Annotated in this window: 24 protein-coding genes and 1 tRNA gene; 16 read left to right on the top strand and 9 right to left on the bottom strand. The window is 68.7% G+C overall.

Going from position 1 to position 21,202, the window contains the following annotated elements; genetic code table 11:
* Window positions 1-2 precede the first annotated feature (2 nt).
* Complete coding sequence (gene menD, locus NE358_RS13545; RefSeq protein WP_289939334.1) at window positions 3-1,778, top strand: 2-succinyl-5-enolpyruvyl-6-hydroxy-3-cyclohexene-1-carboxylic-acid synthase; 1,776 nt, start codon at window positions 3-5, stop codon at window positions 1,776-1,778.
* A gap of 54 nt (window positions 1,779-1,832) precedes the next feature.
* The gene (locus NE358_RS13540; RefSeq protein ID WP_289939330.1) at window positions 1,833-2,690 is read left to right on the top strand and encodes a polyphosphate kinase 2 family protein; all 858 of its coding nucleotides are present in this window, start codon (window positions 1,833-1,835) and stop codon (window positions 2,688-2,690) included.
* Between the two features lies 1 nt (window position 2,691).
* Here the strand turns inward: NE358_RS13540 and NE358_RS13535 are convergent, their stop codons facing one another.
* The gene (locus NE358_RS13535) at window positions 2,692-3,969 is read right to left on the bottom strand and encodes an isochorismate synthase (protein WP_499317946.1); all 1,278 of its coding nucleotides are present in this window, start codon (window positions 3,967-3,969) and stop codon (window positions 2,692-2,694) included.
* A 105-nt stretch (window positions 3,970-4,074) separates the two neighbouring features.
* On the opposite strand from NE358_RS13535, the gene NE358_RS13530 reads away from it, so the two are divergent.
* The 8 genes from NE358_RS13530 (at window position 4,075) to arr (ending at window position 11,404) form a co-directional block, all read left to right on the top strand.
* The gene (locus NE358_RS13530) at window positions 4,075-4,638 is read left to right on the top strand and encodes a DUF402 domain-containing protein (RefSeq protein ID WP_103205876.1); all 564 of its coding nucleotides are present in this window, start codon (window positions 4,075-4,077) and stop codon (window positions 4,636-4,638) included.
* Between the two features lie 9 nt (window positions 4,639-4,647).
* A complete protein-coding gene (locus NE358_RS13525; protein ID WP_116239280.1) occupies window positions 4,648-5,367 on the top strand; it encodes a demethylmenaquinone methyltransferase in 720 nt (239 codons plus the stop codon).
* Window positions 5,368-5,428: 61 nt separating this feature from the next.
* On the top strand, window positions 5,429-6,490 hold the full coding sequence (locus NE358_RS13520; RefSeq protein WP_103205878.1) for a polyprenyl synthetase family protein: 1,062 nt from the start codon (window positions 5,429-5,431) through the stop codon (window positions 6,488-6,490).
* A gap of 43 nt (window positions 6,491-6,533) precedes the next feature.
* The gene (locus tag NE358_RS13515; protein WP_116239278.1) at window positions 6,534-7,907 is read left to right on the top strand and encodes an FAD-dependent oxidoreductase; all 1,374 of its coding nucleotides are present in this window, start codon (window positions 6,534-6,536) and stop codon (window positions 7,905-7,907) included.
* Window positions 7,908-8,106: 199 nt separating this feature from the next.
* A complete protein-coding gene (locus NE358_RS13510; protein ID WP_116239277.1) occupies window positions 8,107-9,069 on the top strand; it encodes an alpha/beta hydrolase in 963 nt (320 codons plus the stop codon).
* A 20-nt stretch (window positions 9,070-9,089) separates the two neighbouring features.
* The gene (locus NE358_RS13505; RefSeq protein WP_289939315.1) at window positions 9,090-10,793 is read left to right on the top strand and encodes an AMP-binding protein; all 1,704 of its coding nucleotides are present in this window, start codon (window positions 9,090-9,092) and stop codon (window positions 10,791-10,793) included.
* Window positions 10,794-10,840: 47 nt separating this feature from the next.
* The gene (locus NE358_RS13500; RefSeq protein WP_170210686.1) at window positions 10,841-10,981 is read left to right on the top strand and encodes a hypothetical protein; all 141 of its coding nucleotides are present in this window, start codon (window positions 10,841-10,843) and stop codon (window positions 10,979-10,981) included.
* Between the two features lie 15 nt (window positions 10,982-10,996).
* Window positions 10,997-11,404, top strand: a complete 408-nt coding sequence (gene arr, locus NE358_RS13495) for an NAD(+)--rifampin ADP-ribosyltransferase (protein ID WP_116239275.1) — start codon at window positions 10,997-10,999, stop codon at window positions 11,402-11,404.
* Window positions 11,405-11,413: 9 nt separating this feature from the next.
* On the opposite strand, the gene NE358_RS13490 is transcribed toward arr, so the two are convergent.
* From NE358_RS13490 to NE358_RS13470, 5 genes are all read right to left on the bottom strand, one after another.
* Window positions 11,414-11,551 (bottom strand): hypothetical protein, encoded by a 138-nt coding sequence (locus tag NE358_RS13490; RefSeq protein ID WP_289939309.1) that lies wholly within the window; start codon window positions 11,549-11,551, stop codon window positions 11,414-11,416.
* Complete coding sequence (locus NE358_RS13485) at window positions 11,548-12,189, bottom strand: dihydrofolate reductase family protein (RefSeq protein ID WP_141377600.1); 642 nt, start codon at window positions 12,187-12,189, stop codon at window positions 11,548-11,550. The genes NE358_RS13490 and NE358_RS13485 overlap by 4 nt, the downstream gene beginning before the upstream one ends.
* Window positions 12,190-12,211: 22 nt before the next feature.
* Entirely contained in the window at window positions 12,212-12,703 is a 492-nt protein-coding gene (locus NE358_RS13480) for a YajQ family cyclic di-GMP-binding protein (RefSeq protein ID WP_289939306.1), read from the bottom strand.
* A 167-nt stretch (window positions 12,704-12,870) separates the two neighbouring features.
* Window positions 12,871-15,024: a hypothetical protein gene (locus tag NE358_RS13475; RefSeq protein WP_289939303.1), complete on the bottom strand. Its 2,154-nt coding sequence runs from the start codon at window positions 15,022-15,024 to the stop codon at window positions 12,871-12,873.
* A gap of 330 nt (window positions 15,025-15,354) precedes the next feature.
* Window positions 15,355-15,681: an immunity protein CdiI family protein gene (locus NE358_RS13470; protein WP_289939302.1), complete on the bottom strand. Its 327-nt coding sequence runs from the start codon at window positions 15,679-15,681 to the stop codon at window positions 15,355-15,357.
* Window positions 15,682-15,970: 289 nt separating this feature from the next.
* Between NE358_RS13470 and NE358_RS13465 the strand changes: the two genes are divergently transcribed.
* The 4 genes from NE358_RS13465 to NE358_RS13450 all read left to right on the top strand — a co-directional run bounded on the left by NE358_RS13465 (window position 15,971) and on the right by NE358_RS13450 (window position 18,276).
* Window positions 15,971-16,618, top strand: coding sequence for a hypothetical protein (locus NE358_RS13465; protein ID WP_289939300.1), 648 nt, complete (start codon window positions 15,971-15,973; stop codon window positions 16,616-16,618).
* Between the two features lie 109 nt (window positions 16,619-16,727).
* The gene (locus NE358_RS13460; RefSeq protein ID WP_103205885.1) at window positions 16,728-17,228 is read left to right on the top strand and encodes an FBP domain-containing protein; all 501 of its coding nucleotides are present in this window, start codon (window positions 16,728-16,730) and stop codon (window positions 17,226-17,228) included.
* The gene (locus tag NE358_RS13455) at window positions 17,225-18,106 is read left to right on the top strand and encodes a PfkB family carbohydrate kinase (RefSeq protein ID WP_289939297.1); all 882 of its coding nucleotides are present in this window, start codon (window positions 17,225-17,227) and stop codon (window positions 18,104-18,106) included. Before NE358_RS13460 ends, NE358_RS13455 begins: the two co-directional genes overlap by 4 nt.
* An 88-nt stretch (window positions 18,107-18,194) precedes the next feature.
* Window positions 18,195-18,276, top strand: a tRNA-Tyr gene (locus NE358_RS13450).
* 60 nt (window positions 18,277-18,336) lie between these two features.
* Here NE358_RS13450 and NE358_RS13445 read toward each other — a convergent pair.
* Window positions 18,337-18,684: a hypothetical protein gene (locus tag NE358_RS13445; protein WP_103205887.1), complete on the bottom strand. Its 348-nt coding sequence runs from the start codon at window positions 18,682-18,684 to the stop codon at window positions 18,337-18,339.
* 91 nt (window positions 18,685-18,775) lie between these two features.
* Window positions 18,776-19,144: a DUF7882 family protein gene (locus NE358_RS13440; protein ID WP_103205888.1), complete on the bottom strand. Its 369-nt coding sequence runs from the start codon at window positions 19,142-19,144 to the stop codon at window positions 18,776-18,778.
* 140 nt (window positions 19,145-19,284) lie between these two features.
* On the opposite strand from NE358_RS13440, the gene NE358_RS13435 reads away from it, so the two are divergent.
* Complete coding sequence (locus tag NE358_RS13435) at window positions 19,285-19,713, top strand: MarR family winged helix-turn-helix transcriptional regulator (RefSeq protein ID WP_174799688.1); 429 nt, start codon at window positions 19,285-19,287, stop codon at window positions 19,711-19,713.
* Here the strand turns inward: NE358_RS13435 and aztA are convergent.
* Entirely contained in the window at window positions 19,685-20,335 is a 651-nt protein-coding gene (gene aztA, locus NE358_RS13430; RefSeq protein WP_289939291.1) for a zinc ABC transporter ATP-binding protein AztA, read from the bottom strand. The genes NE358_RS13435 and aztA overlap by 29 nt on opposite strands.
* A gap of 56 nt (window positions 20,336-20,391) precedes the next feature.
* Between aztA and aztB the strand changes: the two genes are divergently transcribed.
* Window positions 20,392-21,183 (top strand): zinc ABC transporter permease AztB, encoded by a 792-nt coding sequence (gene aztB, locus NE358_RS13425; protein ID WP_499317938.1) that lies wholly within the window; start codon window positions 20,392-20,394, stop codon window positions 21,181-21,183.
* The last annotated feature ends 19 nt before the right edge of the window (window positions 21,184-21,202 follow it).

The raw sequence follows: 21,202 nt of genomic DNA, 5'->3' as shown, positions 1-21,202 counted from the left end.
TCGTGGTCCTCGACAACGCGCGCGCGGCCGCGCCGGCGACGGACGCGGCCGCCGCCCTCCTGGCAGGTCTCGTCTCCCGCGGCGTCCGTCACATCGTCGTGAGCCCGGGTTCCCGATCCCAGGCCCTGGCGCTCGTCGCCGCCGAGCTCGAACGCCAGGGACTCGTTCACCTGCACGTACGCATCGACGAGCGTGTCGCCGGCTTCACCGCCCTGGGCATCGGGCGTGAGACCGGGATGCCGGCGGTCGTCGTCTGCACCTCCGGCACCGCCGTGGCCAACCTCGTGCCGGCCGCCCTCGAGGCGCATCACGCCGGAGTACCCCTCCTGCTGCTCACCGCCGATCGGCCTCCCGAACTGCGCGGGGTCGGCGCGAACCAGACCACGCGGCAGCCGGGGCTGTTCCGCTCCGCCGTCCGCCTCGAAGCCGATCTGGCGGTCCCCACGGTCACCGACGACGACGCGAGCTCTGCGCAGACCGCCGAGCTCGATGCCGTGGCGGCTTCCGCGCTCGCCGCGGCGCGGGGTCAGGGTGCGCGGGCCGCGGGTCCCGTGCACCTGAACGTCCCGTTCCGCGAGCCGCTCGCGGGGGCGGCTCCGTCGTGGGTGGCGGAGCGGGCGGCATCCGGAGCCCGTCCCGCCGGAGAGAACGCCGACGGCTCCGGAGCGCTCTACCAGGGCGGCGGGGGCATCGGCGAAGCCGACGTGGCGCCCGAGGCCGAGGCGGCGTACGTGGTCGAGCCCGGGCCGCGAACGGTTGTCGTCGCGGGCGCCGATGCGGGGGCCGCGGCGGAGCAGTTCGCCCACGACGGGGGCTTCCCCCTGATCGCCGAGATCGTCAGCGGCTCGCGCTTCGGTCGGCAGATCGTGCACGGATACCGCGCGCTCGTGAACGCCCCCGAACTCGGCGGACGCATCGAACGCGCGGTCGTGTTCGGTCGGCCCACGCTCAGTCGCGAGGTCACCCGGTTGCTGATGCGCGACGACGTCGAGGTGATCGCGGTGCGCGGGCCGGGTGAACCGGTGAACCTGAACGGTTCCACCCTCGCCGTCGACGCCGTCCGCGCAGGCGTGGGCGAGAGCGACCGCGCGTGGCTGGGGGAGTGGATGCGTGCCTCGCGCGCCCGGGCCGTCGACCTCTCGCCACCCGCCCCCGACGCCGACGGACTCGCCTCCGTCGTCCCTCACGAGCGGCTCGGGGCGATCAACGCCGAGGTCGAGGTCATGCGCGCGCCCCTCGATCGCCCCGCGCTGGTCGACGCGCTCTGGCGCGCGACCTGGCCCCACGACCGCCTCGTGTTCGGTTCGTCGCGCATCGTGCGTGTCGCCGACGAGCTGCTCGGCGGCAAGAAGGTCGCCGTGCACTCCAACCGCGGGCTCGCCGGCATCGACGGAACCATCGCCACGGCCACGGGGGTCGCCCTGGCCAGTCAGGTCGAGGAACGCCCCGGGGTGACGCGTCTGCTGCTCGGCGACCTCGCCTTCCTGCACGACGTGGGCGCGCTGATGCTGCCCCCCGGCGAGACCGAACCGCGCCTGCAGGTCGTCGTCGGGAACGACGGTGGTGGCACGATCTTCGACGGTCTCGAGGTGGCGACGGTCGCGGGCGACGATGCCATGGCGCGCGTGCAGTACACGCCGCACACGGCCCGGCTCGAGCAGCTCGCCCTCGCCTTCGGGTGGGAGTATCACCGCTGCGCCACCCGCGTCGCCCTCGACCAGGTGCTCACCGCCCCGACCGGCGGGCGGCAGCTGATCGAAGTCCCCCTCCCGCGCTGAATCCGGCCCGTCAACGGGTGGCGATGACCCTGGATGCCGCGGCAGCATGACCCCATGACTTCCAAGAACCGCTGGTCCACGCCCGCCGCCGACGCCCTGCGGGTGGAGCCCGGGTTCCGCCTCGCCGACATCGACCCGCGCTCGACGCCCGGCTACGGCGGAGACAAGAACGACGGCCGAGCCGATCTCGAGGCGGGTCGTGCGCCGCTCGAGGGCCTGCAGGAGCGTCTCTTCGCCCAGAGCGTTGCCGGCACCGCCACCGGTTCGGTGCTGCTCGTGCTCCAGGCGATGGACACCGCGGGCAAGGGCGGAATCGTGCGGCACGTCGTCGGCGCCGTCGATCCGCAGGGCGTGGAGCTCGCCTCGTTCAAGAAGCCCACCGCCGAGGAGCTCGAGCACGACTTCCTCTGGCGCATCGAGAAGCGGTTGCCCGATGCCGGACGCCTCGGCGTCTTCGACCGGTCGCACTACGAGGACGTGCTGATCGGTCGGGTGCGCGAACTCGCCCCGCGCGACGAGATCGAACGCCGTTACGGCGCCATCGTGTCGTTCGAGGCGCGGGCGGCCGAGATGGGCATCCGCGTCGTCAAGGTCATGCTGCACATCTCGAAGGACGAGCAGCGCGAGCGCCTGGGCGAACGTCTCGAGCGTCCCGACAAGCACTGGAAGTACAACCCGTCCGACGTCGACGAGCGAAAGCTCTGGGACGCCTACATGGATGCGTACCAGGTCGCGATCGAGCGGACGTCGACGCCGATCGCTCCCTGGCACGTCGTTCCGGCGGATCGCAAGTGGTACGCCCGCCTCGCCGTCCAGCAGCTGCTGATCGACGCCCTCGAAGACATCGACCCGCGGTGGCCCGCGGCCGACTACGACGTCGAGGTCGAGAAGGAGCGGCTCGCGAACTCGTGAGTCAGGCGAGTGCCTCGACGATCGGGCGGAACTTCACGCGCGTTTCGAGCAGCTCCGATTCCGGCACGCTGTCGGCGACGATGCCCGCCCCGGCGTAGGCCGTGATCGGCGCCGTGGGCGACGAGGGGGCCGCACGGTCGATCTGCGCGCACCGCAGGGCGATGGCCCACTCGCCGTCGCCCGAGGCGGCGGTCCAGCCGACCGCCCCGGCGTAGCGGCCGCGGTCGAAGGGCTCGAGGCGGCGGATGACGTCCATGGCGACGGCGGTGGGCGTACCCGCCACGGCGGCAGTGGGGTGCAGGACCGAGAGCAGGTCGAGGGAAGACGCATCCTCGCTCAGCTCGCCCTCGACGTCGGTGGCGAGGTGCCAGACGTTCGGAAGCTTGAGGGTGAAGGGTTCGTCGGCGGCGGCGAGAGCCGAGGTGTGGGGGGCGAGGGCCTTGAGCACACTCTGCACGGCGAACCGGTGCTCGTCCTGGTCCTTCGTGCTCCGCGTGAGACCCACGGATGCCGCGACGTCGGCGTCGGCGTCGCCGCCGCGCGCCACCGTGCCCGCGAGGACGCGCGCGGTGACGGTTCCGCCCGAGACGGTGACGAGGGTCTCGGGGCTTGCGCCGATCAGGCCGTCGACGGCGAAGACCCAGCAGTCCGGGTAGCCCTCGAGAAGGGAACGCACCAGGCGACGCAGGTCGGAGCCGGCGGGAACCGTGCCGGTGATGTCGCGCGCCAGCACCACCTTTCCCACCTCGCGACGGCCGATGGCCTCGATGGCCTGGCGGACGGCATCCTGGTACTTCTCCGCCGTCTGCCTCCCGGGGCCGAGCGTGGCGGACCAGTGCGGGCCGAAGGGGGATCGGGGCGGGAGCTCGGGTTCGGGCTCGTCGGGGGTGTCGTCGAAGGCGAGGCGGGTCACCCAGGCGCGACCGCTGTGCCGGCCGACGATCATCCCGGGGACGCGCAGGACGTTCTCGCGCTCGGACTGGGGGTCGAACACGAAAGATCCGAAGGCGACCAGGCCGGTACCCGGGAGCCGGACGGGATCGTCGACCTCCGCGGCGGCGGCGATCGCGCGCCAGCGCTCCGAGACGGTGGCATCCCCCGGCTGCTCCCCGGTGTAGCGCAGGGTGAGCAGGTCGCCGAAGGCGGCGAGCGACTCGCCGCGGCGACTCCAGAAGAGGGGGTCGTAGGGGGTCGTGTACGCCAGGACATCGTCCATGGGGGGCAGCTCGCGCGTGATCACGCGCAGGCGCGGCACGACGTCTTCCGCGGGTTCCAGCACGTCTTTCAGCGTAGACCCGCGTTCGGCGGGCCGGAGGGACGCGGCACCGGGATGCTTCGGCGTCGAGCGAGACGCGGGCGTCCGCGCGCGTTTTAGACTCCGGACATGGATCCTCGACCCGCGCCCGGCACCCGCCTGATGTTCGAGTGGCGCAAGTGGGACGGCTCGCCGCACTGGGTGCAGGACAGTGTCTACCTCGGTTCCGACGAGTGGGGCGAGTGGTTCGGCCAGCAGGTGGGATGGCGGAGTGCTCGGCCGGGGGCCGAGTTCGTGTGTCGTCAACCGAACGTCACGCTGGTCCCGGCGACGGGTGACTGGGCCTTCACCCACAACGCCGACCCGCACCCGGTGGCCGTCTACATCGACCTGGGATGGGACGTGCGCTGGCACGATGACGGCGTGCCCCGCGGCATCGACATGGATCTCGACGTCGTCCGCCGCACCGACGAGCGCGGCACGTGGATCGACGACCGCGACGAGTGGGACGAGCACCGCGTGCGGTACGGCTACCCGGCGGAGATCGTCGCGCACCTCGAGGCGACGGCCCTCGACCTGGAACGCCGGGTGCTCTCGCGCGAGGCGCCGTTCTCCGACGCCGTGACGGGCCCCTGGCTCGAACGTCTCGCCGCGCTGGCAACCCCCGAAGACCCCTCGACGGCACGCGCCTAGACTCGACGGGTGAGCAGCGAACCCAACCGCGCCGACCTCGGCAAAGATCCGCAGCGCGTCAGCGGCATGTTCGACCAGGTGGCGGCAGCGTACGACCGCACCAACTCCGTGCTGAGCCTCGGCAACGACCGTCTCTGGCGCGTCGCCACGCTGCGCGCCGTCGCGCCGCAGCGGGGGGAGCGCATCCTCGACCTGGCGGCCGGTACCGGGACCTCGTCGATGGCGTTCGTGCCGAGTGGAGCGCACGTCGTTGCCGCCGATTTCTCGCGCGGCATGATCGAAGAGGGGCGTCGCCGTCACGGTGACGTGCCGAACCTCGAGTTCGTGCAGGCCGACGCCACCGACCTCCCCTTCGCCGACGGGGAGTTCGACGCCGTGACGATGTCGTTCGGGCTCCGCAACGTCATCGACCCGCGTCGGGCGCTCCGCGAGTTGCGGCGCGTCACGCGCCCCGGCGGGCGCATCGTGGTGTGCGAGTTCTCGCACCCGCCGTCCCGCGCGTTCAACGGGCTCTACCGCTTCTACAACGATCGCGTGCTCCCGATCGTCGCGAAGGCCGTGAGCTCCAACGCCGAGGCCTACGACTACCTGAACGAGTCGATCCGCGATTGGCCCGACCAGCCGACGCTCGCCGCGTGGATGAGGGATGCCGGGTGGGACGACGTGGCCTACCGCAACCTCACCTTCGGCATCGTCGCGCTGCACCGCGGCATCCGCTCCGCTTCCTAACCCCTGTGAACCGTCGAGAAACCGTCGGCGGGCCCTCAGCGCGCCAGGATAGGCTGAAACCGTGACCCCGAGACCGCCCGCGGCCGGCACCCGCCTGTCGGGCAAGCTGGGCCTGAGTGACCGCATCTTCGCCGGCCTGCGTTCGCGCACCCTGCTCTCCACCGTCGAGGCGGGTCTCGCGCGCGTCGAGACCGAGCTCGAGGGCGAGGTCCGCAGCGCCGACAAGCTCGCCGACGTCACCGCGCGCTACCTCTACGAGGCCGGCGGCAAGCGGGTGCGGCCCATGCTCGCGATCCTCACCGCTCAGCTCGGTCAGGGAACGACGAAAGAGGTCGTCGAGGTGGCCACGGCCCTCGAGCTGACCCACCTCGGTTCGCTGTACCACGACGACGTGATGGACGGTGCCGACAAACGCCGCGGTGTGCCGAGCGCGCAGACGGTGTGGGGCAACAACATCGCCATCCTCACCGGCGACCTCCTCTTCGCCCGTGCCAGCCAGCTCATGGCCCGCCGCGGGGAGCGCGCGATCCAGCTGCAGGCCGACACCTTCGAGCGTCTCGTCCTCGGCCAGATGCACGAGACCGTGGGCCCGCAAGAGGGCGACGAGCCCGTCGACTTCTACCTCAAGGTGCTTGCGGACAAGACGGGGTCGCTGATCGCGGCCGCCGCGCAGTCGGGGGTCATCTACTCCGGTGCGCCGGAGGAGTTCGAGCAGCCCATGGTCGTCTTCGGCGAGAAGGCCGGTGTGGCCTTCCAACTGCTCGACGACGTGATCGACCTGTCGCCCGACCCCTCCGAGACGGGCAAGGTGCCCGGCACCGACCTGCGCGCGGGCGTGCCCACCATGCCGTACCTGTTGCTCGGGCACCGCTCTGACGCGGCATCCGCCGATCTTCGTGCGCGCATCGACGAGGGCCAGCAGCGCATCGCCGCCGGAGCCGACCCCTCGGTGCTCGACGGCCCGCTGGCCGAGTTGCGCGAACACGACACCACCCACGAGACGCTGCGCCTCGCGCACCAGTGGTCGCAAGAGGCGATCGACGCCCTCGCGCCGCTGCCCGACGGCGCCGTGCGCGAGGCGCTGACGCGCTTCGCCCGCGCGGTCGCCGATCGCTCGGCCTGACCCCCCTTTCCACCCCCCCCCCGATCGCGATCGAGAGGAACCCATGACGAAGCTGCGCCTGGCCATCGTCGGAGCCGGCCCCGCCGGCATCTACGCCGCCGACATCCTGCTGAAGTCCGAGCGTCAGTTCGACGTGTCGATCGACCTGTTCGAGCAGCTGCCCGCGCCGTACGGTCTCGTCCGCTACGGCGTCGCTCCCGACCACCCGCGCATCAAGGGCGTCGTCACGGCGCTGCGCGAGGTGCTCGACCGCGGAGACATCCGCATCTTCGGCAATGTGCGCTTCGGCGAGGACATCACCCTCGACGACCTCAAGCAGCACTACAACGCCGTCATCTTCTCGACCGGCGCCATCCGCGACGCCGACCTCGACATCCCCGGCATCGACGCCGACGGCTCCTACGGCGCCGCCGACTTCGTCAGCTGGTTCGACGGCCACCCCGACGTGCCGCGCGAGTGGCCCCTCGAGGCGGAGTCGGTCGCGGTGATCGGCAACGGAAACGTGGCGCTCGACGTGACCCGCATGCTGGCCAAGCACGCCGACGACCTCCTGCCCACCGAAGTGCCCGACAACGTGTACCAGGGGCTCAAGGCCTCGCCCGTCACCGACGTGCACGTCTTCGGCCGTCGCGGTCCGGCGCAGGTGAAGTTCACGCCGCTCGAGCTGCGCGAATTGGGCGAGCTGCGCGACGTCGACATGGTCGTGTACGACGAGGACTTCGACTACGACGAGGCGTCGCTCGCCGCGATCCAGACCAACAAGCAGGTCAAGGTCATCGACCGCGTCCTGCAGCAGTGGCGCACCCGCCCGGGCGTGAACAACGCCGGCGGAGAGGCGTCGCGCCGTCTGCACCTGCACTTCTGGGCGAAGCCCGTCGAGGTCGTGAAGGATGCCGGGGGCCGCGTCGCCGCGTTCCGGTACGAGCGCACGAAGCCCGACGCCGAGGGCGGTGTCGTCGGCACCGGCGAGATCCGCGAGGTACCCATCCAGGCGCTGTATCGCGCGGTCGGCTACTTCGGATCGCCGCTGACGGGCGTCCCCTTCGACGAGCAGCACGGCGTCATCCCGAACCACGAGGGTCAGGTGCTGTCCGCCGACTCGAACGAGCGGATCCCCGGCGTCTACGCCACCGGCTGGATCAAGCGCGGCCCCGTCGGCCTCATCGGACACACCAAGTCGGATGCCATGGAGACGGTGCGCCACGTCATCAACGACGCGAGTGAGTGGTGGCAGCCCGCGCACCCCGAAGAAGACGCGATCCCGGCCCTGCTCGAGCAGCGTGGTGTGCGCTGGACCGACCTCGAGGGCTGGCACCGCCTCGACGAGCACGAGATGGCCTTGGGTGCGCCGCACGAGCGTGCGCGCATCAAGGTGGTTCCGCGCGACGAGATGATCGCGATCTCGCGCGGCGAGTAGACCTCTCGATCGAACCGCCCCGTCTTCGGACGGGGCGGTTCGCGTTCGTCTTACGGGCCGCGTGTGCGCAACTCCTGAGACATGGCGCCGAGAACGACGCCAACCGCCCTGTCGAGTCCGCTGGGCGGTGCGCCTCAGGAGTTCGATGCGGCTTCGGCAGCCCCTCGTGTGCGCGAAGCGCCCGCCGTAGGCTGGGGCGATGGGGGAGTGGCATCCGGATATCCTCGGCGACGGGTTCGAACAGCAGACTCTGCCGCTCGGAAGCGATACCGAGGGCGAGGTCGTCGCCACCCTCGTGCGCTCGCGTCCCCACCCCGGTGCCCGTCTGTTCGGCGAATTGCGTGAGACCGACGTGCTGTACGTGCACGGGTGGTCGGACTACTTCTTCCAGGCCGATCTCGCCCGGTTCTTCACCGATCGCGGTGCCCGCTTCTGCGCCCTGGACCTGCGCAAGTACGGTCGGAGTCTGCGACCCGGTCAGACCCCGGGCTACGTTGCGGCGCTCGACGTGTACGACGCCGACATCGAGGCAGCCCTGGATGCCATGGGCACCAAGAGCGCGGGGCGGCGCCTCCTGCTGCTCGGACACAGCACCGGCGGTCTCACGCTGACCCTCTGGGCGGCTCGGCATCCGGGTGTCGCCGATGCCCTCGTGCTCAACAGCCCGTGGCTCGAGCTGCAGCTGGGTCCGCTCGGTCGCCAGGCTCTCGCCCCGATCGTGAACGCGCGCGCTCGCTTCGACCCGCTCGGCACGCATCCGGTCGTCGACCTCGGCTTCTACACGCGCGCCCAGCGCGAGCTGGGCACCCTCCCCGACGGTCCCGAGGGGTGGCGCCCGGCCCAGGGGTTCCCGACCCATCCCGGCTGGCTCGCCGCGATCATCGCGGGTCATGCGCGGGTGGCATCCGGGGTCGATGTGGGGTGCCCGACGCTGGTGCTGCTGTCGGCCCGATCGACGGTGACGCTCGGATGGAGCGACGCGATGCGCGAGACCGACTCGGTGCTCGTGGTCGACGACATCGCGCGCGCCGCCACTCGCATCGCCCGCACCGTCACCATCTCGCGCATCGAAGGGGCGGTGCACGACGTGTTCCTGTCGGCGCCGGCCGCGCGCGCCGCGGCCTTCGACGCGCTCGGATCCTGGGTGGGACGGATAGCGTAGAACGCGATCGAAGGAGCACCATGATCCCCACCGACGCGTCCGCCACCGAGCGCTACCGGGCCGCGCGAGACGAACTCCTCGCCGCGCGGACCGACCCCGAGCAGGCGGCGTCCTTCCGCTGGCCGACCTTCGACGGTGCGTTCAACTGGGCGATCGACTGGTTCGACCCGATGGCGCGGGGCAATGACGCGCCCGCGCTCATCGTCGTGGACGACGACGGCACCCACCACCAGCGCAGCTTCGACGAGCTGACGCGCCGCTCCGACCAGGTCGCGGCGTGGCTGGCATCCCGCGGTGTCCGTCGCGGCGAGTCGGTGCTGCTCATGCTCGACAATCGCGTCGAGCTCTGGGAGGCGATGCTCGCGATCATGAAGATCGGCGGGGTCATCGCCCCGACCACCACGGCTCTCGGCCGGGTCGATCTCGCCGACCGCATCGTGCGTGCCGAGATCCGGCACGTCGTGGTCGGAGCGGCCGACGCCGACAAGTTCGACGACCTGCCCGAGGGACTGGGCCGCATCGTCGTGGGCGGCGAGTACGCCGGCTGGGCGACGTACGACGACGCGTTCCACACGGATGCCGAGCCGGCCCGGCATCCGGGGACCACCGCCGAAGACCGCCTCCTGCTCTACTTCACTTCGGGCACCACGTCGAAGCCCAAGCTCGTCGAGCACACGCATTCGTCGTACCCGGTCGGCCACCTCAGCACGATGTACTGGCTCGGGCTGCAGCCCGGCGACGTGCACCTCGCCATCAGCTCGCCGGGGTGGGCGAAGCACGCGTGGAGCCTGTTCTTCGCCCCCTGGATCGCGGGGGCGACCGTGCTCGCCCTGAACTACTCGCGGTTCTCGGCCGAGCGGCTGCTGTCGGAGCTCGAGAACGACCGCGTGACGACCTTCTGCGCGCCGCCGACCGTGTGGCGCATGCTCATCCAGGCGGATCTCACCGGGCGCCGCGGTGCGCTTCGCGAGGTCGTCTCGGCCGGCGAGCCGCTGAACCCCGAGGTCATCGCCTCGGTGCAGCGGGCGTGGGGCCTCGACATCCGCGACGGCTACGGGCAGACCGAGATGACCGCCGTGGTGGCGAACACGCCCGGCGCCCCGCTCGTGCCGGGATCGATGGGACGCCCCCTTCCCGGATGCCCGATCGTGCTCGTCGACCCGGTGACCGGTGAGCGCGTCGACGAGGGCGAGATCTGCATCGACCTCACCGAACGTCCGGTGAACCTCATGACCGGCTACGTGGGCGACCCCGAGCGCAACGCCGAGGCCTTCGCCGACGGACTCTTCCACACGGGCGATGTCGCGCGCCGCGACGAGACCGGCAGCATCACCTACATCGGGCGCACCGATGACGTCTTCAAGGCGTCGGATTACAAGATCAGTCCGTTCGAGCTCGAGAGTGTGCTCATCGAGCACCCCGCCGTGATGGAGGCCGCCGTCGTGCCCGCCCCCGACGAACTGCGGCTCGCCGTGCCGAAGGCGTACATCGTTCTCGCCGCGGGCCGTGAGGCGGGTCAGGAGGTCGCGCTCGACATCCTGCGCTTCGCGCGCGAACGGCTCGCTCCGTTCCAGCGCGTGCGCCGCGTGGAGTTCTTCGACCTGCCCAAGACCATTTCGGGCAAGATCCGCCGGGTCGAGCTGCGCCAGCGCGAAGAGGCCGTCGCGCGCGGCGAGATCACCTGCGAGGAGTGGACGGATGCCGCCCTGCGGGGCGATCGCTGACGTGCAAGCCCCTCGCGCCGGCCACCCCGGCGTGTCACCATCGACAGATGGACAAGGACAAGAAGCAGCCGTTCGAGAACCCGACCGTCGACGACGACAGCGACATGCCCTCGCGCACCGAGCAGCGCAACGTCGGCCGTGAGACCGAGCGCGAGATCACGCAGATGATCAACGGCATCGAGGGCTGACGGCCCCTCGCGCCGATGGTCGAACCCCTCGACACCGGACCGTTCTTCCACGGGACGAAGGCCCACCTCGCTGTGGGTGATCTGCTCACACCCGGGTTCCGGTCGAACTACCGGCCCGAGGTCGTCATGAACCACGTGTACTTCACCTCGCGTCTGGACGGTGCAGGCCTGGCCGCGGAGATCATTCCGGGTGACGGGCCGCCCCGCGTCTACGAGGTCGAACCGACGGGCGCGTTCGAGGACGATCCCAACGTGACCGACAAGAAGTTCCCCGGCAACCCCACGCGGTCGTTCCGCAGCGCGGCGCCCCTGCGGATCGTCGCCGAGCGCGACGACTGGACGCGCCTGACACCCGAGGCTCTCGCGGCCTGGCGCGAGAGGCTGACGACGATGCGCGACGAGAACGCCGAGATCATCAACTGACGGATGGGCTCAGTCGGGCTCGGTCGTGCGGATGAGGCCGCAGGTCACGCACGACCACGCCACGAGGAACCTCTCGTCGTCGAGCACCTCGAACCGCAGGGGGTCACCGCACGTGGGGCAGCGGTGCAACCCGTCGGGAGTGCTCACCGCGCGAACGTGACGTGGACGACGCCGCTCTCGGCGACCTCGCTCGTCACGGTGTACCGCGTGTCCAGCTCGCGCAGCTCGTCCCACAACCGACCTCCGCGGCCCAGGATCACGGGTCGGACGGCCACGTGAAGGCGGTCGACGAGGTCGGCGGCGAGAGCGGCCCGGACGGTCGACAGTCCGCCTCCCACGCGCACGTCCGCGTCGCCGGCGAGAGCGCGTGCTCGGGCCACGGCATCCGTGATGCTCTCGGAGAAGAACTCGAAACGCGTGCCGTTGGCGAAGGCGAGGGGGGCGCGCTCGCGATGGGTCAGCACGATCACCGGAACATGGAACGGCGGGTCGTCGCCCCACCATCCGCGCCAGTCGGGGTCGTCGGGAAAGGAATGCAGGCCGAACATGGCCGCGCCCATGACCTCGGCTCCGACGCCCTCGAAGTATGCCGCGGCATACCGGTCGTCGATACCGGTGGTCCCGGCGCCCGAGGTGTCGCCGAAGACACGCGCGCGGAACGTCCGGGTCGCCATGTAGTCGGCGACCAGGCGCCCCCAGTCCTCGCCCATCGGATTCTCCGGCGAGGGGTCAGCGGGCATGGCCACCCCGTCGAGCGAGATGTTCAGATCGACGCGGACGGCCATGGCATCCCTCGGGCTGTGGGGCTCAGCGGTAGTTCGTGAACTGCAGGTCGACGTCGAGGTCGGCGGCCTTGAGGATGCGCTGCACTTCCTGCAGGTCGTCGCGCGACTTGGACTGCACGCGCAGCTCGTCGCCCTGGATCTGCGACTTGACGCCCTTGGGGCCCTCATCGCGGATGATCTTGTTGACCTTCTTGGCGTTCTCTTGCGAGATGCCCTCTTTCAGCGTGGAGGTGATGCGGTACTCCTTGCCGCTCTGCACGGGCTCGCCGGTCTCGAGGCTCTTCAGTGAGATCCCGCGCTTGATGAGCTTGGTCTGGAAGACGTCGAGCACGGCGTTGGCGCGCTCCTCGGAGTTCGCCTTGATGACGATCGACTCGCCGCTCCAGGCGATGGACGCATCGGTGCCCTTGAAGTCGTACCGCTGCTCCACCTCTTTGTGCGCCTGGTTGAGCGCGTTGTCGGCTTCCTGCCGGTCGATCTTGGAGACGATGTCGAACGAGCTGTCGTTTGCCATGACAGCAGTCTACAACCGCGAGATTTCGCGGAATCCGGGTCCCCGAACGAGAGTCGCGATACGCCGCATGAACGTCTTGAAGATCGACCTGTAAGCCTGTCTCGGATCGCAGACGCGCGGTTGATCGCCGCGTCGTTTCATTCGCGGTCGGCCCGACAAGGCGGCTATCAGCTTGTGGTCTTAAATGGGTCCAGTTCTGGACGGGCGACGATGTCGTGCGTCAGAGGTCGGAGCACGGTCGCGGCATCATCTGCTCGAAGGGTCGCCCAGGAGACGCCGTAACTGCCGAGCTTGTCCAAGCTGACGCGGTAAAGATTCCCCTCCCGAGCCACTACTCCCAGGGCAATCATGGCTTCGAACGCGGCCTTGAATACCTCATTGTCGCCGATGATCACACGATCCATCTTTTCGGACGAGACACTCGGATCGTTCACCATGCTTGCCTTGAACGACGAGAGAACCCGACGGATGCAGACAACCACCTGTGCCGACACTCGGCGCGGCAAACGTGGGTCGGTCGCGAGGTTCGCAACGTACTCGGACCATTGATGCCAGGGGTTGTCCCAGCTGACAGCCAACGACGGTGATGGGACCGCTCTGACGCTGAGATCACTGTCGTGCTTCATCTCTTTCGCCGAGATGACGTTCCAGAATGCATTCTCGTCGGGGCCGCTGAAAGCGGTGAAGGAGTTTGCATCGATCTCGATAAACTCGGCGATGATGTGCGTGTTTGGGCCGATATCGAGGCTGCCGGACACTCCCCGCAGGAGCACTCCGTAATCTGTGATGACCAGCGTTCGAGCTATCGGGCTGGTCAGGGGCACGATGCCCGAGAGCTCCGTCACCTCGAAGGAGAAGCTGGGCCCTGCGCCGGGCCGATCGTCGTCACGGAAGAAGAGAACCGCTCGTTCGTCACGCTGCATGTACGTGGACGTCCCGGCCTCGGCTCCCATCGCGTAGGAGTGGAGAGCATCGTCTACGAGGTCTTCTGGGATGGTGCCCACGCCGTTCTCGCTCGCTGTCAAAGCATGCAGAAAGTGAGTGAAGAACGGGCCCGCCTTCGGCAAGCTCGCGAAAAACTGGGACCTATTCTCCGCGTAGACCCTGCTGAGAGATGACGATACCGCCCAGGCTCGCACGTAGTCGCTAAATACACTGTTAGCGAACGAGCCGTTGAAGACGAATGGATGATCCAAGACGAATGACTCGATGAGCCGGTCGTACTTGACCCGATCCGCGGACTCGAGGACAGCGGGGTGGTCGATAAGCAGTCCGATGGTTCCCGTCATGTTGAGCAGCCGCAGCGCTTGCTCATCTAGGTCGTAGAAGGAGGTTCTGATGGGATCTTCAGGTTGAATGTGAAGCGCATCGCTGACACGGTCCCGAACTTTGGACCTCTCCCGCTCCATGATTTTTTCAACAACGCCCCGCAGCAGGGTTCCGCGTAGCTGAGGCAGCCCCGATCTGGGAGTCGCGTTCAGCTCCTCGAGCGCCGCTTTCGGGTTGTCCTCGCCGTCCAGTCTCTCCGCAAGAGCTACGACGACCGGCGGGTAGCCGACAAAGTGCTCCACTTCGGGCCAGTAGTCGAGACCCTCGGACGCGACGCCGGGTTCCAACGCGTTCGCGAGATCTGAGAAGAGTGCGTCCCTGAACTGCCCGAACGGAACGGCGTGCTGGCGATGAACGCCTGTACGGTCGGAACCCGAATCCAGCGTGAAGTCGATGAGGTCGGACGCTTGACGATGCGAAAGCGGGGCGATGCGATACACCGGCGGATGAATGCCGCGCTCGCTGAGCGCGATCAGTGTTGTTTCAGTCGAGTCCCTCCGGCCCAGCATGATTATTTGCTGAGACGGTTTGGCGTCGCGCACTAGGTAAGCGAGATCCTCCAGGAAAGCCAGGTAGTTATCTCGTCCCACGCGTAACTGCGCTTCGTCGCTACTGTCGAGAACGAGAGCAGCCTCACCCGCGCGAAGGGCCCGCATGAATGAGCTGTAATTCTCCTCACCGACAGCTTTAGTGAGTTCTCCGGTTAAGGTGCTCGCTCCCACGCGGATGGTCCCGAGATCGACGTACGGCATGCGGGTAGTAGCCGCGATAGCTTCTGCCGCCGCGGACTTGCCCATCGCGCCGGGGGCGGTGATCAAGACGAGAGCACTCGGAAGCGAAGTTGATTTGCCGTCGAGCTCAAGATCGGGCCAAACGTAGTTCGCCGGAACGCCCCCGAGAATACGGAAATTCCCGTCGTGCATCTCATACGGCTGCTCGCCTGAAGGTATCTGCGGCATGGAATCAATAAGAGCTGTAAGGCGGGTGCGCACATTCGAACGGTATCCGAAGCGGCACTTCTAAGTCGAGTAATCGCTCGATACGGATGCCCTCGTCGTATGATTCTGCGTTCTTCGTCCTGCTCTCGTCAGACAGCTGGTCTTGTGAGTCACGACACCGTTGGTCGACGGTTATATGGAGACTATGTCGAATAATGAGTCTTTGGCCATGAGGTGGGTCTACAGCCGCGGAATTCCGGGGATCGGACGGTACTCCGCCCGTGTGCGGAGAGGTCTCCGGGAAAGTCGCCAAGATCGACCAGAGGCCCACGGTGCATCTCGTCACGGTCGTCGGTTTCGTGCGCTGTTCAGGAGGTGGCAGACTCATCGCTCGAACTCGGCGTGAAGGTCCGCGAAGGCCGCGACCTCGTCGCTGAGTCGCTTCGTCAGCGCATGCCCGTCGCGCAGCCATGCCTGCCGGTTCGCTTCGGCGTCCCAGCCCTCGAAGGGGTCGGTGTGCGTTTCCCAGAATGACTGCCACCCGGCGAGGTCCGCAGCGAGCTGCGCGGACAGGCCGTAGTCCTTTGGGCCTGTGGTGTAGCCGACCTCCCAAGTTGGTGTCGAGTTCTCCCAGAGCGGGTAGACGCGCGAGTAGTCAGGGAAGAGGCGGATGGCTCGCCGTTCTGGTCGAGTCTGCGATCGCCCATGCATGAACGGGAGTCCCGGGGTGGCGGTGAACGGTCATGTGGGCTCTTCGTCCAATGAGACGCTTGCCGCACAGCGACTGTACAGCCCCGGGGTGTCAAGGAGTCGGTGACGTAGACGGGCGCGCATACCGGGCGGCGTATGGGGTGAACCCTACGCTCGGGCCATGCTACGACGCTCATCCCCTCTCCGTGCGGCGACGCTGGTTGTGATCGCGACCGTCGGGCTACTGCCGTTGTCCGCGTGCGCAGTCGAAGCCGGAGGCGTTCCTCCTTCCGGAGCGCACGATCCCGAAGTGGTGGCCGCCCGTGCCGCTGCTGCTGCGGACGAGCAAGATCTCCTCACCGCGGCCGCCCTGGGGGAGCCGATCTCCACGAGCGTGCAGGACACTTGCGCTCGAGGCCGCTACAGCGCGCCCTGGGGCCCATACGACTCGTACTACTGGTCCTGCGGACACGTGACGTCGCGCGTCGTGTCGTCGGGGACCGTCGATCCGGCTCAGCTCATCTCCGCCTACCGCGCGCACCTCTCCGTTATCGGGTGCAAGCCGGACGAGGCGGCATTCGACACGACGGCTGAGTATTGGGAGATGTACGGGATTCCGGGACACAACGCCAACGGCGAGGCGTACACCGTCGACAACCTGCCCGGCGGGACGGCACTCTGCAACGACGGGCGTTCGATCGGGGTAGCGTTTCGCTCCGCGGCCGGCTTCGACACCAAGACGTTCTTCACCTATGCCGAGGGCGATGGTGAGACCATAACGAACGAGCCGCCCGACCTCGCCGCGATCCGCGCACACGCGCCCGGACTTGTGGTCGTGCTGAACACCGGTACCGGCTACCACTCCGTCCTCCGTGAGGAGTCGAAAACGCCGTCGACCCCCGAGCCGGGATACTGCGCCTGCTACAGCGGCAGTACGTGCGATTGCCCGGGCGGCTAGGCGAGGCGCGGGAGGGCCCGTGCGTCGATTCTATTCGCGGCCCCCGCGTCGACACCCCCTCGACATCGTCCGACCCACACGGGTAGAGGCGCTCGTAGACTCGGATGCCATGCGAGCACTCACCGAAGAAGAGGTGCGGGCTGCGTTCGTCAACGCCGCCCCCGAGGAGCTGAGGGTCGTCGAGCTTCCGCACGACTTCGTCCTGACCGACTGGGACCACCTCGACTTCCTGGCGTGGCGCGATCCGCGCACGCGCGGACGCGGCTACATCCTGACCGAGGCCGACGGAGAACCCGCCGCGATCGTGCTGCGCGCGGCCGAGGGACAGTCGCGAGCGCGGTCGGCGATGTGCAACCTCTGCCACACGATGCAGCCCGGCGACCAGGTGTCGCTGTTCACCGCGCGCAAGGCCGGAGACGCGGGCGAGCACGGCGATACGGTCGGCACCTACATCTGCGCCGACATGTCGTGCCACGAGACCGTGCGCCTGGCGGCTCCGCTCGCCCCGAGCGAGATCCGCGCGAGCGTCGACCGCAAGATCGACGGCACCAAGCGCCGCACCGAAGACTTCGTCGCCCGCGTGCTCGACACCGCCGAGGTCCCGCGATGACCGGCCGGGTGGTCGTGATCGGCGATGCGCTGATCGACGAGATCCGCGACGAGACCGGCGTTCGCGAGTTCGTCGGCGGCGCCGGGCTCAATGTGGCCGTGGGCCTGTCGCGGCTCGGGGTGCCGGCATCCCTCATCGCCATGGTCGGCGACGATGCGGCGGGCGAGCAGATCCGCGCCTTCCTCGACGAGCACGATGTCGAACTGCTCGCGAGCCCTGCGGAGCACGGTTCGTCGCGCGCCGTGAGTACGCGTTCACCGGGCGGCGAGCCCGAGTACGTCTTCAACGAGGCAGCCCAGAACCGTCGCGTGGCGTACGGCGAGGCCGAACGCGCCGCAATCGCCGCGGCGCCGATGGTCGTGGTGAGCTGCTTCCCCTTCGACGATCCCGAGCAGACCTCCCTGCTGGTCGAGGCGACTGCCTCGCCCTCGACGCCCCTCGCGATCGACCCCAACCCGCGCAGTGGCATGTTGCACGACCGTGCCGAGTTCGTCCGCGGCTTCGAGCGGGCGGCATCCGGGGCTCTGATCGTGAAGGTCGGCGAGGACGACGCGCAGCTGCTGTACGGCGGACCGCTCGACGACCTGCGCGCGCGACTGGTCGACCTGGGTGTGGGTGCGGTGCTCGCCACGTACGGCGCGGGCGGGGCCGCGATCGACGCGGCCGGCAGCTCGGTGTCGCGCCCGATCTCGGATCTGCCCGGCCGCATCGTCGACACGATGGGCGGAGGAGACGCGGTGCTCGCGACGACCGCCGCTCTCGTGCGCGACCGGCTTCCCGCGAATGCGGGGGAGTGGGATGCCGTGCTCTCGCGGGCCATGGACGTCGCCGCCGCGACCTGCCGGCACGAGGGTGCCCTGCTGCGCACGCCCGAGTGACCGGGATGGTTTCGAGCATCCCTCGCGGGATAGTAGAGTTGTCTATCGCGCCTCCGGTCGACTGAGAAAGCCGGACGGGTGCGCACCTGGCGAGTTACCCAAGCGGCCAAAGGGATCTGACTGTAAATCAGACTGCATTGCATTCGGGGGTTCGAATCCCTCACTCGCCACCGAGAAAGAAAAGGGCACCCGATCGGGTGCCCTTTTTCGTTCCGGATGCGACGTCCGGATCACCTCGCGGCGAGCAGTGCTTTCGACTTCGCCTCGAGGAAGCTCACGAGTGCGCCGAGCACGTTGACCTCGTTGCCGAGGTTGACCAGGGCGACAGCCCCGAGCTCGATGGTGGCGTCCCGCGCCTCCATCGTCGCCTTCCACGCGCCGTCCTCGCCCGTGATGGGCTGCAGGTACGTGATGGTCTTCGCCTCGGTGAGGTCGACGACGATCAGCCCGGTGTCGGGGTCGGTGTCGTCCTCCTGATCCAGGACACGGATGTCGCTGCCCGTCAGGTAGCCGAGCGTGCGGAATTCTGTCAGCCACGCCTCGAGCAGTGCTTTGTCGAGCAGAGTGCGTACCGGCACGGGCCTCTCCGATCCATTCGCGCGAATGTGTCGCACCCCCACAGTATGCACGGTGCGGGGTCGGGCGGCATCGGGCTGGCTCGAAATGGTATCAAGCAGCGCGTATGGAACGGCCGGCGGGGCGCGTGACGCGTGCGGGGGCGTGGACGGCCTGTTCGGCGGTCTCCCACGTGCGCGTGTCGATGACGAGACCCGAGGCGGCGTTCGCCTGGTCGGCGAGGGAGCGGAGGTATTCCCCGACGAGCTGCTCCGGTTCGACGGCGTCGAAGACGAAGCGCAGGGGAATCGAGGGCTGCAGCCAGATGGTGGAGCGGCCGGTCTCTTCGGCCGTGCCCGTCCACGTCAGGGTGAAGGACTCACCGCGTCGGAGCTTGGTCGAGGTGATCACCTTGATGTATCCCATCAGGCGATCGGGCAGAACGATCGGGTTCAGATCCGATCCGTAAAACAACGTGGCCATGACGATCTCCTTCGCTTGGGGTCGCGGGCTAATCTTTAAGGTAGCACGTATTTCACAGATTTAATTAATTACGCAAAATATTCGAGATGTTCACTATGGTGGAGGTGTGGCCGGCCGGGCCGGAAGGGGAAGTGGCGGAAATGACACAGTCCTCTGCGTTGACAGTGGCGCTCGACGAGTACGTCGGAGCACGAGATGAGATCGCCGCGAAGGCGCGAATCGACCTCGGTGTGAGCGAGCTCGAGGCGGCAGCTCTGCGCTGCATCGGTGACGAGCCGGGCATCCGTCCGTCGCACCTGCGCTCGCGTCTCGGGGTGACGCCGGCAGGTGTCACCACCCTCGTCGATCGCCTCATCGGCCGCGGGTTGCTGCGCCGCGAACTCGACGCGGACGACCGGCGCGTGAACCACATCTATCTCGAGATCGACCTCACCGTGGAGCCCTGGGCCGGTCTGCGCCGCTTCCCGACCGAGGTCGAAGCCGCCGTGCTGTTGGAGCCGCGCGAGGTCGCCGAGGCCGCCGCCGCCCTCCTCCACCGCATCACGGAACGGGTGCGTACGCGGGTCTGAGTCGGCCCGCCTCGAGGCGGACCACGACGTCGGCCTCGGCGATCAGCCTCTCGTCGTGGCTGACGCACGCGACGGTCGCACCTCGGCCGATCTCGTCATCGATCGCCGAGCGGTTCAGCTCCGCGCTCTCCGCGTCGAGTCCCGTGGTCGGCTCGTCGAGCAGCAGGATGTCGGCTCTGCGCGCGAGGCCCTGCGCGAGAAGCCCGCGCTGGCGCTGCCCTCCGGACAGGGAGGAGAACGGACGCCGACTCAGGTGCGCCACGTCGAGCCGACGCATCGCCTGGTCGATCGCCTCTCGATGGGTGCGCCCCAGGCGGCGGAACGGGCCGACGCGGCCCCACGCCCCCACGGTCACCACATCGCGGACGGTGAGGGGGAGGTGTTCCGCGACGGCGGCACGTTGGGGGACGAAGGCGATCGACCGGTCGCCGGTCTCGATCGTCCCGGATGTCGGCGGGCGCGCGCCCGCGAGGACTTCGAGCAGCGTCGACTTGCCCGCGCCGTTGGGGCCGACGATCACGGTGAGCGCCGCTGGGGGCAGGTCGAGGTCGACGCGGTCGAGGGCGACAGTTCCGGGAAACTCGACGCGGAGACCGCGAGCGCGCAGGGCGGAGATCGTCATGGGCTCCATCATATGAGTTTGATAACCGTTCTCAGTTAACGCTACGGTCGAACATCGTGTCCTGGCTCACCGATCCCTTCTCGCTCGAATTCGTTCAGCGTGCCCTCCTCGGCGGCGTGCTCGTCGCGGTGCTGTGCGCGGTGGCCGGTACCTGGGTGATCGTGCGGGGTATGGCCTTCCTCGGCGAGGCGCTCGCGCACGGCATGCTCCCCGGTGTGGCCCTGGCCACGGTGCTCGGCGTGCCGGTGCTGATCGGGGCGGCTCTCAGCGCCGTCATGATGAGCCTCGGTATCGGCGCCGTGCAGCGGCGCGCGAAGCTCTCGTACGACACGAGCATCGGCCTGCTGTTCGTCGGCATGCTCGCGCTCGGCGTGATCGTGATCTCCCACGCGCGCAGCTTCGCGACGGATGCCACGGCCATCCTCTTCGGCGACATCCTCGCTGTCACGAGTGCCGATCTCGTCGTCCTCGCGGTGGCGGTGGTGGTCGGAATCGCCGCCGTGACTTTGACGCACCGCTCCCTCGTCGCGCTCGCGATCGACGAGCGCGTCGCGCGAGTGCTGGGCCTCGGCCCGCGCCTCGCACAGACCGTGCTGGTCGGTCTGGTGACCCTGGCGGTCGTGGCCTCGTACCAGGCCGTCGGCTCGCTGCTCGTCGTGGGGCTGCTCGTCGCTCCCGCCGTCGCGGCGCGGCAGTGGACCGAACGCATCCCCTCGACCATGGTGCTCGCGGCCGGAGCGACGATCGCCGCCACCGCGATCGTGGCCGCGGGCGTCTCGTGGCTGCTGCGCCTCGCGACGAACGAGGTGCGTCGTCGCGTTCCCGCCCTCCTGCCTGTACCCGCCTGACGTTCCTTCCCGTTCCCCC

The organism is Sphingomonas sp. G5 (assembly GCF_052660795.1).
The sequence above is the reverse complement of the archived record's forward strand: the minus strand, read 5'-3'. Positions and strand labels throughout refer to the sequence as shown.